The organism is Vibrio sp. 1069, assembly GCF_033340555.1.
Window position 1 is genome coordinate 229,797 of the sequence record NZ_JAWOWP010000003.1, and the last position, 17,377, is coordinate 247,173.

Annotated in this window: 16 protein-coding genes; 12 read left to right on the plus strand and 4 right to left on the minus strand. The window is 46.4% G+C overall.

The window, feature by feature from the left end:
- Positions 1-31: 31 nt before the first annotated feature.
- The 4 genes from R7040_RS07070 to hisD form a co-directional block, all read right to left on the minus strand.
- Positions 32-745, minus strand: a complete 714-nt coding sequence (locus R7040_RS07070) for an alpha/beta fold hydrolase (protein WP_213873735.1) — start codon at positions 743-745, stop codon at positions 32-34.
- A 1-nt stretch (position 746) separates the two neighbouring features.
- The gene (locus R7040_RS07075) at positions 747-1,751 is read right to left on the minus strand and encodes a cupin domain-containing protein (protein WP_213869927.1); all 1,005 of its coding nucleotides are present in this window, start codon (positions 1,749-1,751) and stop codon (positions 747-749) included.
- Between the two features lie 65 nt (positions 1,752-1,816).
- Positions 1,817-2,551, minus strand: a complete 735-nt coding sequence (locus tag R7040_RS07080) for an SDR family NAD(P)-dependent oxidoreductase (protein WP_025768659.1) — start codon at positions 2,549-2,551, stop codon at positions 1,817-1,819.
- A 1-nt stretch (position 2,552) separates the two neighbouring features.
- Positions 2,553-3,845 carry a histidinol dehydrogenase gene (gene hisD / locus R7040_RS07085; protein WP_005374756.1) on the minus strand — a complete coding sequence of 431 codons (1,293 nt, stop codon included), beginning with the start codon at positions 3,843-3,845 and terminating at the stop codon, positions 2,553-2,555.
- Between the two features lie 289 nt (positions 3,846-4,134).
- On the opposite strand from hisD, the gene R7040_RS07090 reads away from it, so the two are divergent.
- The 12 genes from R7040_RS07090 to R7040_RS07145 all read left to right on the plus strand — a co-directional run bounded on the left by R7040_RS07090 (position 4,135) and on the right by R7040_RS07145 (position 17,330).
- Positions 4,135-4,884: an HpcH/HpaI aldolase family protein gene (locus R7040_RS07090; protein WP_213967511.1), complete on the plus strand. Its 750-nt coding sequence runs from the start codon at positions 4,135-4,137 to the stop codon at positions 4,882-4,884.
- 150 nt (positions 4,885-5,034) lie between these two features.
- Positions 5,035-5,991 (plus strand): LacI family DNA-binding transcriptional regulator, encoded by a 957-nt coding sequence (locus R7040_RS07095; protein ID WP_025768661.1) that lies wholly within the window; start codon positions 5,035-5,037, stop codon positions 5,989-5,991.
- 267 nt (positions 5,992-6,258) lie between these two features.
- Positions 6,259-7,254: a TRAP transporter substrate-binding protein gene (locus R7040_RS07100; protein ID WP_213967512.1), complete on the plus strand. Its 996-nt coding sequence runs from the start codon at positions 6,259-6,261 to the stop codon at positions 7,252-7,254.
- 58 nt (positions 7,255-7,312) lie between these two features.
- The gene (locus tag R7040_RS07105) at positions 7,313-7,876 is read left to right on the plus strand and encodes a TRAP transporter small permease (protein WP_085569423.1); all 564 of its coding nucleotides are present in this window, start codon (positions 7,313-7,315) and stop codon (positions 7,874-7,876) included.
- Complete coding sequence (locus R7040_RS07110) at positions 7,873-9,153, plus strand: TRAP transporter large permease (protein ID WP_054578612.1); 1,281 nt, start codon at positions 7,873-7,875, stop codon at positions 9,151-9,153. The genes R7040_RS07105 and R7040_RS07110 overlap by 4 nt, the downstream gene beginning before the upstream one ends.
- A 513-nt stretch (positions 9,154-9,666) precedes the next feature.
- Positions 9,667-10,641: an ester cyclase gene (locus tag R7040_RS07115; RefSeq protein ID WP_318081156.1), complete on the plus strand. Its 975-nt coding sequence runs from the start codon at positions 9,667-9,669 to the stop codon at positions 10,639-10,641.
- A 49-nt stretch (positions 10,642-10,690) separates the two neighbouring features.
- Positions 10,691-11,686: an ester cyclase gene (locus R7040_RS07120; protein ID WP_206970576.1), complete on the plus strand. Its 996-nt coding sequence runs from the start codon at positions 10,691-10,693 to the stop codon at positions 11,684-11,686.
- Complete coding sequence (locus tag R7040_RS07125) at positions 11,679-13,412, plus strand: sodium:solute symporter family transporter (RefSeq protein WP_213967514.1); 1,734 nt, start codon at positions 11,679-11,681, stop codon at positions 13,410-13,412. The genes R7040_RS07120 and R7040_RS07125 overlap by 8 nt, the downstream gene beginning before the upstream one ends.
- A gap of 216 nt (positions 13,413-13,628) precedes the next feature.
- The gene (locus R7040_RS07130) at positions 13,629-14,636 is read left to right on the plus strand and encodes a LacI family DNA-binding transcriptional regulator (RefSeq protein ID WP_017820101.1); all 1,008 of its coding nucleotides are present in this window, start codon (positions 13,629-13,631) and stop codon (positions 14,634-14,636) included.
- 146 nt (positions 14,637-14,782) lie between these two features.
- The gene (locus R7040_RS07135) at positions 14,783-15,427 is read left to right on the plus strand and encodes a recombinase family protein (protein WP_047102429.1); all 645 of its coding nucleotides are present in this window, start codon (positions 14,783-14,785) and stop codon (positions 15,425-15,427) included.
- A complete protein-coding gene (locus tag R7040_RS07140) occupies positions 15,424-16,608 on the plus strand; it encodes a multidrug effflux MFS transporter (protein ID WP_017820099.1) in 1,185 nt (394 codons plus the stop codon). The genes R7040_RS07135 and R7040_RS07140 overlap by 4 nt, the downstream gene beginning before the upstream one ends.
- Before the next feature lie 77 nt (positions 16,609-16,685).
- Positions 16,686-17,330 carry an START domain-containing protein gene (locus R7040_RS07145; protein ID WP_017820098.1) on the plus strand — a complete coding sequence of 215 codons (645 nt, stop codon included), beginning with the start codon at positions 16,686-16,688 and terminating at the stop codon, positions 17,328-17,330.
- The last annotated feature ends 47 nt before the right edge of the window (positions 17,331-17,377 follow it).

The window sequence follows — 17,377 nt, forward strand, 5'->3', positions numbered from 1 at the left end:
AAGGTGGTGAGTGATGAAGTTCTTATCAACACTAAGCAAAGTTATCTTGAAGCCAAGTAGTCATCACTTCACTAATAATTAAAGGCTGCTCAAGCGTAGATAGATGCCCACACTCAGGGATAACATGAAGTGTGACGTTTGGGATGCATCTCTCCATGAGCAGATGATTGTCTAGCGGACAAAGCTTATCTTCTTTACCTGTTATCACCAACGTAGGAGCTTGAATGTCCGCCAATAAAGGTCGAGCATCCGGGCGAGTTGCTAACGCTTTAGCATGTGCTTCAAATGCCTCCAAACCTACATTAACCGCCATGCCTTCGATACGCTCAGTTAACGCTTTGTCTTGCAAACGGCTTGGATGAATCAGCACAGGCATCAGAGTGTCAGCTGTAATGCGTTCAAACTCACCACTTAACGCACGGCTAACCAGTGCATCACGCTTTTGTGTCACCTCTGGCTTTTCATCTGCTGCATTGGTATCCATGAGGATCAAGCCTTTGACTCTGTTTGGCGCTTGACGGTACACCTCAAAGGCAAGAATCCCACCCATTGATAAGCCCCCCAAGACAAACTCCCGCGGTGCGTCTTGCAACACTCTCTGCGCCAGCTGTTCCATTGACGGCAATGAAGCCAGCGTCGGGCATGTAGGCTCAACCCAACTTGGCAACGCTCGGTTGATATCCTCAAACAATGTGCCATCACAAAGTAGTCCGGGTAGCCAAACTAACGAGGTGGGTTGCGTCATTTTATTCTCCTGCCAGCGGCTTTGGTTGATCAGAGCCAAGAATGCAATACGTCAAACTATTACCACGCAAGTTCGTCAGTGAGTATGACGCACCTTCTGGAACATTCAGCACATCACCGCGCGTTAAAACAACACTCGCTTGTTCGCCCTGATGCGTGAGGACCACTTCAGTATCGCCATCAAAGTTGATAAGCACTTGTTTTTCTTCTCGCCAGTGTTGAGGAATCGAGCCACCTTCAGAAAGCTCATAAGCCATGATGCTCACTTCATCTTCACTCTTTACTTGGAAGTCATAACTCGCCAAAGGATGACCCGTTAAGGCGTATTGTTTCACGTTGCTTCCGCCGAAATCGCCTTTGATTTCACGATAATCTTTTTGCAGAGCGACAAATGGCATCATCTCTTCTGCGGTGTATGTATCGAAGGTCGCGAGCTCTTCTTCGGTAAGCAGCGGCATCAATTCTGATTCTTGTGGCACCGGGTCGCCATTAATAGTGTCCACGAGTGTGCCATCGGCTTTGAGGTATAAACCATAACCTTGACTGTCTTTAATAACGTTTGGATGCCAAATAACGCCGCCACCTGAATCGTCGCCGCCAAGTACCGAGAACATAAAGCCGTAATCGCGGCCAACCACTTCAAATCCACGGAAGAGATTGGTTGGAATCGAGATGACGTCACCGTGAGACAACACCGCCTCATGCTCTCCATCGTTCCCCCAATAAAAACGGAACTGACCTTTGAACACCAAGAAAAGCTCGGCGGTACGATGAGAGTGCAACGAATTTTTGATGCCCGGCGGTTGGCCTGCGGCACCAATGTTAAAGCCCGCCGTATCGCGAATATGAACATGTTGACGACTGCTTTCTGCCACCCCAGCACCGATAATGCAGAAGTTATCTTTCAGATCACTGCCTGGCGTGCGCGCATCAATAAACGCACTCGTACCCGGAATCAGTTCCATGTAGCGGACCAGATTATTATTCATTTTAGATTGTAGAGTCATTGTAAATCCTTGTTGTCCTTGTTTGGACCTAGCCTTTGAATTGTTAGTTACAAACCGAAAGTGTGTTACAGACCTAAAGGTCGCCCACCATCAACCGCGATGGTATTGCCTGTCGAGAAGGTCAGAAGATCTGCCGCGGCGTACACGGCTTGAGCGACTTCTTCATCATTGGCTAAACGCTTAAGCGGTGTGGATTGTTCTTGTTGATTACGCCATGCGTCATCCAAGCCTTTGACAAACTCAGTGTCGACAAGCCCTGGAGCAACAGCCAGAACTCGAACCTCGGGAGACAGAGCGCGAGCTAAAGAACGGGTCATGTTCTCCGCGGCAGATTTACTTGCACAGTAAGCAATGTTGCTCCCCATCGCAGTCTGTGCCGCGATAGAAGTAATGTTCACCACACAACCATTGGCTTGCTTAAGCCAAGGCTCAAACGCTCGAACCATGGCAAAAGGCGCACGGACGTTCACTTGGAAAATTTGGTCAAACAGCTGGTCATCTAAACTTTGCAAATCAGAGTGCGCGACGAATTTCGTCATCCCCGCACAGTTGACCAACAAATCCAGCTTGTCGCTTATTTCACTGACTTGATGTTTAAGCTGTTCAATCGCACTAGAATCTGCCACGTTCAATTTGAATGCTAGATGCTCGTTACGTGGCAGCGAGGAAAGCACATCCTCGGCCGCTTTCTGATTACTGTTGTAAGTCAGAATTACGCGATATCCCGATTCAGCTAGCTTGCGACAAATGGCGGCACCCAGTCCGCCACTGCCGCCTGTGACTAAGGCAAGTTTCGACATATTACGCCTCTTCCACTTTGCCTTTGTAACGGCGCACACGAATATCCGCTTGCTCTTTGTGGCCAGCAAAACCTTCGAGTGCACACAAGCGAGAGCAATACTCACCGACTTTGAGGGACGCCGCTTCCGTTACACGCTGGTAAGTACAGGTCTTGATAAATTTACCTACCCAAAGGCCACCAGTGTATCGCGCCGCTTTCTTCGTTGGCAGTGTATGGTTGGTACCAATACATTTATCGCCGTAAGAAACGTTGGTTTCACGACCTAGGAACAAGGCACCGTAGTTGGTCATGTTATCTAGGAAGTATTTAGGATCTTCCGTCATCACTTGAACGTGTTCAGAAGCGATATCGTCTGCCACTTCCACCATTTCTTCGTAGCTATCACACACAATCACTTGTCCGTAATCTGCCCACGCTTTACCCGCGACTTCAGCCGTTGGAAGAATGGTTAACTGACGTTCAATCTCTTTGATGGTTTCTTGCGCAAATGTTTCGCTATTGGTCAACAATACAGCGGGAGAGTTGTAACCATGCTCAGCCTGACCAAGCAAGTCTGCCGCTGCCAATTCCGGGTCACAGCCTTTCTCATCGGCAATGACTAGGGTTTCCGTTGGGCCTGCAAACAAATCGATACCAACGCGACCAAACAGCTGACGTTTTGCCTCTGCTACAAATGCGTTACCCGGCCCTACAATCATATCGACCGGTGCAATAGTCTCCGTCCCCAGAGCCATTGCACCTACCGCCTGAACACCACCAAAGCAATAGATTTCATCCGCACCCGCCATTGCCATCGCAGCGACAATCGCCACATTCGGCTGGCCATTAAACGGTGGCGCACAAGCAATAACACGTTTTACGCCCGCGACTTTCGCCGTCAGTACACTCATGTGAGCGGATGCAACCAATGGGTATTTACCGCCAGGGATGTAACAACCCACGCTGTTGACTGGAATATTTTTATGCCCCAGTACCACACCAGGCATGGTTTCTACTTCGACGTCTTTCATTGAGTCACGTTGAATTTGAGCAAAGTTTCGAACTTGTTGCTGAGCGAACTCGATATCATGACGAGTCGATTCATCAAGCGCATCCACACAGGCTTGGATTTGCTCTTCTGACAGGCGGAATTGCTCCGGCGACCAGTTATCAAACTTTTCAGACAACTCACGTACAGCGCTATCACCTTTCGATTCAATATCAGCAAGAATGTTTTCGACAATCTGACGCACTTTTGCGTCATTTGATGCTGATGCTTCTTCAGTGATTCCGTTTTTTAAAATGCGTGCCATTGGGTTTCTCCTTGAACATTGAGGCTGACGAACGGTTATTTTTATGCCTTTGGATACGAATGCAAAATCAGATTAAACACTTAATTAACATTTGACAAGTTAAGTAAACAAACCACAAAAACAATCCTTAAGCCTTTGTATTTATTAGTTTAAACAAATAAAAGCAAGTAATAAGGACCTTGATTGAGTTTAATTTTTAATCAAAAATGAGTTTTAGATCACATCATTTTTACTCATCATTTACATTTCGCCGTGTTAGCTTTTGCATACCTTTGCAAAGGAGATAATCATGAGCAATTTTAAGCAACGTCTGACTAAAGAAACGCTATTAGGTACATTTGTTAAAACCCCTCATCCTCACATTATCGAGGTATTGGCACTGGCAGAGTTGCCTTTTGTGGTACTGGATGCAGAGCACGCACCTTTCGATCGTTCCTCGCTTGATCTGTGCATCATGGCGGCCAGAGCGAATGACCTCGCGTGCGTGGTACGAGTACAAGACAGCGCCCCTTCAACCATTTTGAACGCGCTTGACTGTGGCGCGGCGGGTGTACAAATTCCCCATGTTTGTACTGCTGAGCAAGCGACGCAACTGGCGAAAATCTGCCATTACGGCGAAGGTGGCCGAGGGTATGCTGGTTCCAGTCGAGCAGCGCAATACGCCACTAAGCCCATGGTTGAACACTTAAAAGACAGCCGTGCGAATACGATTGTCATTGCACAAATTGAAGACCCTCAAGGGGTCGAAAATGTTGAAGCGATTGCCAATGTTGAAGGTATTGATGCGCTCTTCATTGGCCAAGTTGATCTCACTGTCGCTTATGGTGCTGATAGCGTTCATGATGAGAAAGTCGCACAAACAAGTATGCGAGTAATCGAAGCGGCCAGAGCCGCCAATAAACCTGTTGGCATGTTTGTCGCGACGGCTCAACAAGCTCGGGAATGGCGTGAACTCGGCGTTAGCTTCTTTTGTGTTGGCTCTGAACACAAAATGATCATTGATGGCTTCAAGCAAGAGAGAAATGTGATGAATTCTTGAGTTTTCTCTGATATTTACGCCTTATCAATGTAATGCTCTAGACACAGAAATCCCCTAGCCCATACACTCAGCACGTATGAGAAGGTTCAATGGCCTTAAATAAGGAGTATCACCATTAAAGCGAAAGTAACTTCGATCGACGTCGCGAAGATGCTCGGCGTCTCTCAATCGACGGTATCTAGAGCATTCAGCCCGACTGCGAGTATTAGCGAGAAGAAACGCAAAATGGTGATGGATGCCGCAGCTAAGCTCGGATACACACCGAATGCCATCGCCCGAGGTCTGATTTCGAATCGTTCAGGCTTAGTGGCGATTGCGTTAGATAGCGAATCAAACCCAATGTACGACATGCAATCTCGTGCTTTGGCTGTCGAAATTCAAAAGCGAGGCGGACAAGTTGTGCTTTGCCCTATCGACAAGGACGACCTCGATCTCGCCATTTCACGCGCCATTGAATACCAAGTGGACGGACTCGTTATCGCCACCAGCCGTTTAACCTCACGCGCGTTTGCCCAATGCGAAAAGTTTGGCGTTCATTTAAGCTTGATTAACCGCTACGCCGAGGGTATTAATGCCAATAGCTCTGGTATTGATAACCGATTGGCGGGCCAACAAGCAGCCGAGTATTTAACGCAGAAAGGCGCAAAACAGTGTGCTTATATCAGTGGCGATGCTGGCTCCATGACCAGTGAAGAGCGTTGGCTGGGTTTCTCTTCAAAATTGCAAGAACTCGGCTCCCCGTCACCAACCTTTATCCAAGCCAAGTACAGCTTTGAAGCAGGCTTAGAAGCGGCGAAAGCGATCTTGTCGCACACTAGCAAACCCGATGCAATTTTTTGTGCAAACGACATCCTCGCCATGGGTGTGATGGATGGCTTGCGACAAGCCGGAGCAAAGATCCCCCAAGACTTCTCTGTGATGGGTGTAGATAACATTCCGATGTCTGCATGGCCGAGCTATGATTTGACCACCATTGCTCAACCAGTCGACAAAATTGTTAAACGAGCGGTTGAAGATTTGATGAATCGAATCAACGGCAACCTGGATGCAACTGGCGAATACCTTTTCGAGCAAGGCACCTTGATCGAACGTAGTAGCACCATTTAATAAATCCATTTTTATTCATTCTTCATAAACAAAATGCCTTGCTTTCGAGTAAGGCATTTTCTGTGATCACGATTAAATTTTCACCAATCGTTATTTAATTCCTCATCAATTCATCAATCTTGTTATTGACTTGTTACTTTAATGTTTTATTTTGGATTCGTATGCAAAATGGATATGAATTGCTCAACTAATTTATAAAAACATAAAAAGTTGTGTGACTTGCCGACGAATGCCAATGGCAGGTCATACCAGAAACAAGGAAGAACGGTGAAGAAAGTAATCCTTACTTCACTTACCGCACTGGGGCTTGCATTTAGCAGTATGAATACGTTTGCAACCAGTGTTATTCGTCTTGCTCATGACAGTCAAGAAACCTCTCCCGTACACAAAGCAATGCTCTATTTCGAACAAGAAGTGGAAGCTCGCTCAAACGGTGAGATAGAAGTTGAAATCTATCCGGCGAGACAACTAGGCGATGTGCGTGAGACGACTGAACTCGTACAGCAAGGCAACTTACAAATGACGTTTGGTGCGTCAGTTTTACTCTCTCCCTACGTCCCAGAGTTTAACGTGCTCGACGTGTTCTACCTTTTTGATAGCGAAGAGCAAGCACACAAAGCGCTCGACAGTGAGAAGATCGGACAACCATTGTTGAATGCTATGGAATCAAAAGGCTTTCATGGACTTGGCTTTATGGAGGTCGGCTTTCGTAGCGTGACCAACAACAAACAGCCAATTGATAGTATTGAGGACCTGAAAGGGCTAAAGATTCGCTCGGCATCTAACCCCACTCAAATAAGCGCGTGGAAATCTATTGGTACTGCGCCAACACCTCTGTCTTGGGGAGAAATTTTCACCTCGTTACAACAAGGCCTGATTAACGCTCAAGAAAGTGCTATCTACTCTATTTATGCCGAACGTTTTTACGAGGCACAAAAGTACCTCTCTTTAACTAACCATATATACACCAACTACGTGTTGTTCATGAACAAATCGTTTTGGGATTCACTGCCGGCCGCACAACAAGCGCTGATCAGTGAAGTAAGCAAAGAAACCATCGCAAAACAGCGTGAGCTCGCCGCGCAGCAAAACCGAGAAGTAATCAAAGAGCTCGAAGCAAAAGGCATGACGGTTAACATCGTCCCAGACGAGGTACGCAGCATCATGAAAGAGAAAATGAATGCGGCCGTGTACCAGGACTTGCGCAGTAAAACGGGTAAAGACTTGTTTGACAACGTGATGGCCGAGATAGAACGCCTATAACTCCCACTCTTTTGCACGATCTGGCAACAGGTCGTGCTTTCTCGTTTTGGAGGTGAACATGAAGTGGTTTCGCTTACTAGACAAATACCTAGAACCAACCCTTATCGTTATCGCGATCTCAACGATGACAACTTTACTGTGCTTGCAAATCGCCCTACGCCTGTTCGATGCAACGATCGCGTGGGCTGAAGAGCTGGCTCGTTATTTATTCGTATGGGCGATGTACCTGAGCATCAGCTACTGTATCCGAGATGATCGACACATCCGCATTCGTGTGTTCATCGATAAACTTCCGGGCAATTGGACGCAATTCAGTTTGATTGTCTCTGATCTTATCTACCTTGCCTTTAGTGCAACTGTCGCCTGGTTTGGATTTAAGGTTATAAACCGCAGCCTGCAACTCGGTCAGATTGCTCCCGCAATGGAAATACCTATTGCTTGCCTGTATGCGTCCGTTTTGGTTTGCGCAATCTTAAGCTGCGTACGCTTGGTAACCAGCATTTATCAACGTGTGAACGCGTGCTCCACCAGCAATGAACGAGTTCGCTTTTCTCGCCAACGCTATCGCCATATCAAAGCAAAGTATCGTACTTCTAACCGACTATTGGAGTTTAACGCATGACGTCTGCACTTTTGTTTGGCAGCTTTGGTCTGCTTCTGCTCATTGGCGTTCCGGTCGGTATTGCTCTGGCGGCAGCCAGTATGGTCGCGATATTAAGCCTGCCATTCCTTAACATCGAGTTTTTAGTACAAGGCTTGGTGACAGGGCTCGACTCCTTCCCTCTCCTCGCCGTCGTTCTTTTTACCTTAGCAGGTAACCTTATGAGCCAAGGAGGGATCTCAAAACGATTATTGCATGTGGCGGAGGTCTTCTTTGGCCACTTTACTGGCGGGCTTGGTATCGTGGCCATTGTGGCGTGTATGTTCTTCGCATCCATCTCTGGAACAGGGTCTGCCACTGTTGCCGCTATCGGCCTGACGATGATTCCTTCGATGGTGAAGAAAGGCTACGACCGCAGCTTTGCAGGTGCTTTAATCGCGTCCTCCGGCGGAATTGGCGTCATTATTCCACCCTCTGTGGTGATGATCGTCTACGCGATCACTGCTGAAGTCTCCGTCACTAAGATGTTCATGGCGGGCATCATTCCTGGCTTGGTCGTCGGTATGGTTTTGATCGGCTATTGTCTAATTGTCTCAAAATTGCGGGGCTACACAGGTAACGAGCGCAAAGCGACCTGGGCAGAGCGTCTTGATGCGCTAAAAGAAGCCAGTTGGGCAATGCTACTCCCCGTGATCATTCTCGGCGGTATCTATTCCGGTATCTTCACACCTACCGAATCAGCCGCCATTGGTGTGCTCTATGGCTTATTCTTTGGCATGTTTGTTTATAAAGAGCTCAAACCAGCGCAAGTTGTGAAAATCATTCTAGAGTCGTCACTGTTAGTTGGCGCAGTACTCGTCATTGTGGGTGCGTCCGTGACGTTTGGCCGCATATTGACCCTAGAACGTCTACCGACCGAGATTGCTCAGTTCATTCTATCGATTACTGAAAACAAACTTCTGATACTGCTTTGCATCAATGTCCTGTTGTTGCTTGTCGGTACCTTTATGGAAACGCTGGCAGCCATTGTTATTCTCACGCCAATTCTGTTACCCATTACGTCAGCACTCGGCATGGATCCCGTTCATTTTGGGATCGTGATGATCGTGAACTTGGCCATTGGCTTTGTTACGCCTCCTCTGGGTGCCAACCTGTTTATGGCAAGTCAGGTAGGCAAAGTACCGATAGAGTCGCTCTCTAAAGCCATCATGGGTTGGATTGGTGCAATGATAGTGGCCTTGATGTTGATTACCTTCATCCCTGCCATCTCGCTATCATTACCTGCGCTTTTATCCTGATCGTTGCACTCATAGAGCGCTTATGACTGTTATAGCCACTAGATAAACACCTTTCTAGTGGCTTATTCGTTATCTACTTCCGATTTAATAAAAAAGCCTTTAAGCATTCGTATGCAAAGGGAAAATCTGAAAGATATTAGGATAATTGACACCAAAATAGCTGAATATTAGCGATAAAGTCTATTTGGGTGCCTTGATCTGCATGATTATCAGTTTTGGCTTAATCATTTGTTTCCATTCAAACAGATCAAAATAAATTAAGCGATTAAAAAACAATAAGATACTAGAAAATTCATACAAAAAACTTTGACCTCCTTTCTTATTAACACGTCTCGATAAGAGATAGCTTCCATCTCGCCTGTACTTTTTTAGTTTATTTTCCGCTCAATTGTTAAAAATCTGATCATCAGCACGCTATTTAAACAACCGAAAAACAATCCGTTGACAAAATGGCAACATGATATATTTTGAATACGTAATCAAAACATAATTATTCAATTACGGAGGTGATTTATGGCCATGGTTGGCTTCGATGAAAAGTGGCGTGATTTTCCCGACTACATTCTTGGTATCACAAAAGAGATTTGGGAAGACCGAGGTTTAAACACCTTAGAACACTACTACTCTCCCGACATTGTTGTGCGTACTCCACTCTCTATCGTTCAAGGAAACGAAGGGGTGATCAGTGCAACAATGGCGACACTGGCCGAGTTTCCCGATCGCACGCTATATGGCGAAGACGTCATTTGGTCAGGCACCCCGGAACAAGGCATGCTTTCTTCTCATCGAATCATCTCTACTGCAACACACAGTGGCAACGGCTTCTACGGGCAAGCCTCGAACCGCAAAATTCGTTTCCGTATTATCGCAGATTGCCACGCTATCAATAACCAAATCAATGACGAATGGTTGGTTCGCGATCAAGCCGATATCGCGAAACAACTGGGTATGACGTCAGAAGAGTTTGCACGCCAACAAATCGAATTTGAAGGTGGCGTGGAATCAAGCCCATTTCCGTTCACACCTGAAGTCGACATTCCTGGACCTTATTTGGGCGTAGGCAACAACAACGAATATGGTCAGCGATACGAAGCAATTCTCAGAAGCCTTATGAATGCCGAGTTCTCTATAGTACCGAAAGAGTACGACCGCGCTTGCATCGGCGAATACAGTGGCGGTCAAACTGCCCTATCACACTCGAAAGTCGATCATTTTTGGATGGCACTTCGTGCGTCTTTCCCAAATGCTCAATTTACCGTTCACCATCGTATTGGCCGAGATGACGACATGATGTCACCACGCGCGGCAATTCGATGGTCTTTGCACGGTAAGCATGAGGGATACGGGATGTTTGGTAAGCCTTCAGGAAAAGAGGTTTACATCATGGGGATCAGCCACGCTGAGTTTGGCCCTTGGGGTCTTCGTCGCGAATTCACTTTGTTTGACGAGACCGCAATCTGGAAGCAAATCCTGCTACAACAAGGCTAACGGCTGACTAAACACTATTTATTAAAATCACAGACAGTAAGGAAGCAACATGTCACTCAACATCATCGAACAGTTCTACCAGAACTACTTCAAAGCCGCAGACATCGAGCAAAAACAGGCCGCTCTGCAAACTTTGAACCCTGACGTAAAATGGTGCGTGGCGCACCCTGTGAACGATCTTAATGGCCCAGATGCAACCCACGAATCTTTCCTCTCACCACTTGTGAATGCTTTGCCTGACGCCGAGCGCCGACCAATAATTGTGATGCACGGCGAATACGAAGGCCGCACTTGGTACAACTCTACCGGCTACTTTATCGGTACATTTGAACAACCACTGTTTGGCATCCCAGCAACAGGGAAAACACTCTACTTGCGTTACACCGAAATGGTGTGTGTGGAGAACGACCAAATCACCGAATCTTACATGATCCCAGACTTCATCGACGCGATGAATCAAGCAGGCTGCAACCCTCTTCGTAAAAGCTTAGGTCACGATGGCTTGGTTCCTTCTCCTGCGACTTCTGACGGTATTCAACAATCTGTTGTGTCTTTGGGAGAAAGTGAAAAGAGCGCCCAGCTGGTTGAAGATATGCTGTCTTGCTTGGGTCGTTTTGATGGTCAAGATCTTTTCTCGATGGATTTAGAAAACTACTGGCACAATGACTTCATGTGGTACGGCCCTGCAGGTATTGGTACTACGCGCGGTATCAAAGGTTTCCGTAACCACCACCAAGCACCATTCGTGTTCGCCTTCCCTGATCGAAGTGTCGATATTGAGGTCAATTTTTTGGCCAAAAATGACTACGTATCCACAGGTGGTTGGCCACATATGCATGGTACTCACACTGGTCACAGTGGCTGGCTCGGTCTCGCCCCGACAGGAAAACACATCGAACTTCGCGTTATGGACATTTGGCGACGCGAAGGCGATTTACTGAAGGAAAACTGGGTGGCGATCGACATCGTTCATATCCTGCTGCAGCTTGGCTATGACGTGTTTGCACAAATGAAAGAACAGTTAGAAGGACCTAATTATGCATGAGTTTGGCGCACTTAACTGGAGCATCCTTGGGGGATACATCGCCCTAACGCTAGTATTGGGTGCGGTGATTGGTAAGCGAGTAACTTCAGCTAGCCAATTCGCTTTGGGTGATAAGAGCATCCCTTGGTGGGCGATCGGTATTTCTGTCGTTTGTACTTACGTGAGTGCCATGTCGTTCCTTGGCGGGCCAGCTTGGTCTTACAAAGAAGGCCTGTCGGTTATCGCGATTCACCTCAATTATCCGCTGGTGATCTTCTTCATCGTGGCTGTGTTTATGCCGTTTTTCTACAACAGCGGTTTAACCTCCATCTACGAGTATCAAGAACGACGCTTCGGTAAGGCTTCACGACTGACTTTGTCGTTTATCTTCCTTATCAAACAAGCATTGAGCTCGGCAGCCGTACTCTACGCGACAGCAATGATTTTAGAGTTCATTACTGGTATCGACGTGATGTACTGCATCATGATCGTCACTGCAATTGCCCTTATCTACACCGTAATGGGCGGTATCGCGGCTGTCATTTGGACCGATGTGATTCAAGCAGTAATCTTATTTATTGGCGCATTCATCATCATTGAAGCCGTTTGGAATGGCATGCCTTCTCCAATGACGGAGGTCATGGCAGAGCTCAAAGCGAAAGGAATGACCGATGCCCTACAGACAAGTTTTGACCTAAGCCAAGTAACGACGGTATGGGCTGGCGTTATCGCAATGACGATGTTCCACACCACCGTGTATGGCGGTAACCAGATGATGGTACAACGTTGTATGGCCGCGAAAAACATGGGCGATGCGAAAAAGGCAATGTTGATGATGGGCTACGTGGCCTTCTTTATTTACTTTGTCTTTATCTTGCTTGGCGTCCTATTCAGCGCTTATTACGACGGTAAAGAGTTTGAAAATGGCAACACCATCATTCTTCATTACGCGAGTGAATATGGAATGCCAGGCTTGATGGGCATCATTGCCGCTGCGATTCTGGCGGCAAGTATGTCGAGTCTCGATTCCGCCTTTAACTCAATGGCGACCGTTTCTGTGGCTGACTTTTACAAACGCTTCTACAAGCAAAACGAGTCGGAAGAGCATTACTTAAAGGTATCGCGTTTCTTCACGGTGGCGTGGGCGATTTTGGTCATCATTCCAGCGATCATGTTTGCCACCAGCACCGGCTCGGTACTGGAAGTGCTGAGTAAGGCAGGCTCTTACTTTGTCGGTGCGAGCTTCTGTATGTTTGTCCTTGGGTTCTACTCAAAACACATTACTGAAAAAGGCTTGTTGATTGGCGTTGCTGCTAGCTTCTTGGTGATTTGGTATGTAGCCGTTGCGACCGATATTGCGTGGCCTTGGTATTGCGTGATTGGCGTCCTTGTGAATGCCGTTGTTGCTTACATTGCTAGCCTTCTCCTGACGGGTAAACAAGATGAAATGCATCTTTACACAGTGAAAGGCCAGCAAGCGGAATATGCTCGTCTAAATAAACCAATCAAGGAAGATGGTTGGTATGTCGTTCCCGGCAAAATCGATGCTCCATGTTATGGCTTACTAGTGATGTTTGTGTTCTCTCTCGTGATGCTTTGGGGGATCAACGCGTTTACCGACAACGCTCCTATGCTGATTAACTTTATGCGTGGCTGCTCTATTCTTGTCGCAACCGCTTGCATCGGATACATGGGGTATTCACTCCTCTCCCCGAAACGTAAAGTTGCAGTCAAACAAGCAAATTAATGTTCTTTACGTAGATACTGTACGTCCAACAAACGGACAGTATCTACGCTCTAGCTCTAGTGCTAGCTCAAAGCAAATCGAATGGGTTAACCCACATTTTGCTTTTTAATACTCCAAAGCCATTATTCTACTTAGGATACCCGTTAGAACATTTATGAATACGTACCTATTTATGCTAGTCTTATGACCTCAATTACTGGCAACTAAGTTTTATTCATGAAATCAATTAAACACGTAGTCACATCAAAAGATGTGGCAAAGATGGCAGGCGTCTCTCAATCTACTGTATCGCGCGTGTTTGTTCCGGGTAGCTCAGTATCCGAAAAGACCAAGCAAAAAGTCTTTGAAGCGGCTAAAGCCCTTAACTACCGCCCTAACGCCTTTGCACGTAGCCTGACCACAAACGAATCGAAATTGATAGGTTTGGTGTTTCCTGATGCGGATTACCCTATCCATATGAAAACACTGCAATTAATTTCCAGTGAGTTACAGAAAAAAGGTTATTCTGCCGTATTGATTCCATGGCAAGTGGATGAAGAAGAGGGCCACTCAATCCCAAATATCTTCCAGTATCGCGTCGATGGTGTCATTGCTGCTTCCGCAACCTTCAATAAGTCCCTTTATGAAGAATGTGAAGAGTTTAATATCCCAATTGTTCAATACGCACGAGTTGTTGAAGGTACTAGGAGTAGCTACGTTATCAGTGACAACTACGAAGCAGGCCAACAAGCTGCGCAACTTCTGCACAAAAGTGGCGTGAAGAACGCGGTTTATTTGACGGGAGAAGTGCCAACCTTTACGAATGACGAACGTCAAAGCGGCTTCTGCTCTGAATTTGAAGACCTAACCGGCAAGACGCCACGCATCATTGAAGCCAGCTATGACTACGCGAGCTCACTTGATAAAGTCCGTGCCATACTGGCAGACAAAAATCGGCCTGAAGCGGTGTTCTGTGCAACCGATAACCTTGCGATGGCGGTCATGGATATCGCCCGTATAGAATGCGGGTTGAGGATTCCTCAGGACTTACAAGTCATTGGTTTTGATAATATTCCTCAGACAGAATGGTTAAGCTATCAATTAACCACGTTCCGCCAGGATTTCCGTCGCCTCGCTCGCGAGTGCGTGAAGATCATTGTTGATCAAATTAATACGAAAAACGGCAGCCTAGTAAAAATGATGGTGCCAGTGAAGTTAATCGAGCGCCAGACAACAAAAGCTTAAATAGCTATAGCCAGCCATTCGGTTGGCTTTTTTATTTGCCTCTGACTCCCAAACGGCTCATTTAGTGTTGTAAGCATTAATGAACCCATGTATATTTATGAGCTATTACACTATATGAACCAAACAAAAAGAGGCTCATAATCCTTATGACCACGTATCTTTACACTCGTTATTCGCCAAAAAATCGAGCTTACCAAGAGCACCTTAATACTCTAAAAGCTTTTGCGCCCGAAGCTCAGCATTTTGAGGATAAGGTTCGTGGTTGCATGCCTCCAACCGAGAGAGAGGCATTCTTACGACTGCTCGATTCCGTCAGAGCTGGGGATACGATTGTGCTCTGGTGGCTGACCGCATTTGGTCGCGACTTTAGTCAAGCATTGAACACGATAAAAATGCTACTCGATAAAGGGGTAACATTGAAAACTGTATGTGAATCAATAACTTTTGAGCCAGGTTCTGTTCAGACTCAAACACTACTCACAGTGTTATCTGGATATGGGAAAGTGCAGACTGAACATCGCCTGTTTGCCGCAGAGCAAGGGCGACAGGCCATTAAAGAGCAGCCAGAATTATGGAAACAGAAGTTTCGCGGCCGCCCCGCAAACAAAACCAAACACCAACAGATCGCAACGTTACTGCTAGAAGGCTACACATTGCAAAACGTAGCAGAGCAATGCGAAGTCAGTCTATCGACTGTGAAGCGGGTCAAAGCAAAGCTAAATGAAGTGGATGACGAAGGCGGCTTAAGCTCACGACGCCAAAAAGGTTGTTTGAATGGAGACCAGTCATGAGTCGCCCAATCAACTTTCATACTATACTACTCGCCTGTCTTATTATTAGCGTTGGCCAGTTGAGCATGGGGCTAGTTATGCCCTCTTTGCCATGGATAGCAAAAGACTTTTCCATCTCCCTCGACCAAGCTCAACTGCTTGTGAGTATTTATTTGCTCGGCTTCGGCCCCTCTCAATTTATCTACGGGCCAGTGTCAGATGCTTTAGGACGAAAAAGAGTATTACTTACCGGTTTACTCATCGCGATGTCTGGTCTGCTGATAATTATTTTCTTCAGTGACACATTTACAGGGATGGTGATGGGGCGCTTTTTACAAGGGTTAGGTACAGGATGCTGCGCGGTACTCGCGAGGGCGTCGACTCGAGATAGATTTAGCGGGGATGAACTCCCAGTGGCAATGTCTTACATCGCCATGGCGGCTTCAATCACGCCACTTATTGCACCTGTGATTGGCGGCTTTATCAACTTCCACTTCGGTTGGAGTATGGTGTTTATTTCTCTGTTGGGCTATGTCTCGCTGGCTTGGGTAATCATCGCCTTTAAGTTCACAGAAACCATCACAAAACGTTCTGTCATTCCGTCACCCCGAAAAATGTTACTCCAATACAAGAGCTTACTTACGTCTCGTTACTTTATGAGTTTCGCCAGTATCAGTTGGTTAAACTTCAGCTTAATGATTACGACAGTCTCTGTGATGCCATTTATCATGCAAGATCAAATTGGCATGACCTCCGCTCAATACGCGATGTGGGCGCTCATTCCCGCTTTGGGTATGTTATGTGGTACCACGATTTGTAACCGAGTAAGGCCAATTATTGGCAATAAAAAAATGCTGCTCTGCACCCCATTTCTTCACCTCGCTGCCGCAATATGGTTATTTTTCTGTCCTGTTGAGCCTCTATTTCTGATGCTAGGACAGCTATTAATGATCTTGGGTAATGGTATTGCCCTACCTTGTGCACAAGCGATGGTAATGCAACCTTATAAAAAGCAAGCAGGTGCCGCAGCGGCAATGTCTGGTGGTGGACAAATGGTCGTCTCCTCATTGGTCAGCTTAACTCTGGTGCAGCTTGGATTGAGTCAAGCATGGCATCTAGCGATCGTTATCGTAATATTTGCATCGCTTACCTTCACCAACATTCAACGTGGCTTCAGTGCAGAGCAACCTTCAGAACGATAACAAAAAACATACTATTGTCCTTATAGTTACGACAAATCGTATAAACTTAAATTTAGGAAAAGTTGGCGGATACTAACATGATGTTGCATTTAAGAATGGGCGCCTTAACACTCGCCACATTGATATCCGCTGGCACTGATGCGAGCGCCAACGAGAACTGGCAGTTCGAGAGTGACAAGAATGGAATCACAATTTACTCCCGAGAACATAGTGACGGTTTAGTTGAGATCCGTGCCCGGATGTTCACACCCACCAGCTATGGTGCATTTTTAACGCTACTGGAAGACAGTGACAATATCCCGAACTGGATTGACAATGCCAGTCATAGCCGGGTTTTAAATCAGATATCGGCCACCGAGAACATCGTTTACACCCAGTTTAAAGCACCATGGCCTGCCAAAAATCGGGATATGGTCACCTACTCAAAGTACTGGGTCGATGAGCTGGGATTCACGATAGAAATCAAAAGCGCACCTGACTCATATCTTGCTGAACAAAATGGTTATGTTCGAATTCGCTCGGTTGATGCGACTTGGGAGTTACAAAAACTCACAAACGATACAACACTCGTGGAATACAAGGCGTTTGCTGACCCCGGAGGTCTATTGCCAAACTGGCTGATCAACAAACTCTCAAAAGAAAGTGCATGGGCGACATTTAGTAATTTAAGAAAAGAGTTACCTGAATATCAGCAATACTCTCATCCTCAAATAGATGAGTAAGCGTCGCTCTTCCCACTCGCTTTTTAATACGGTACATAATAACAAAA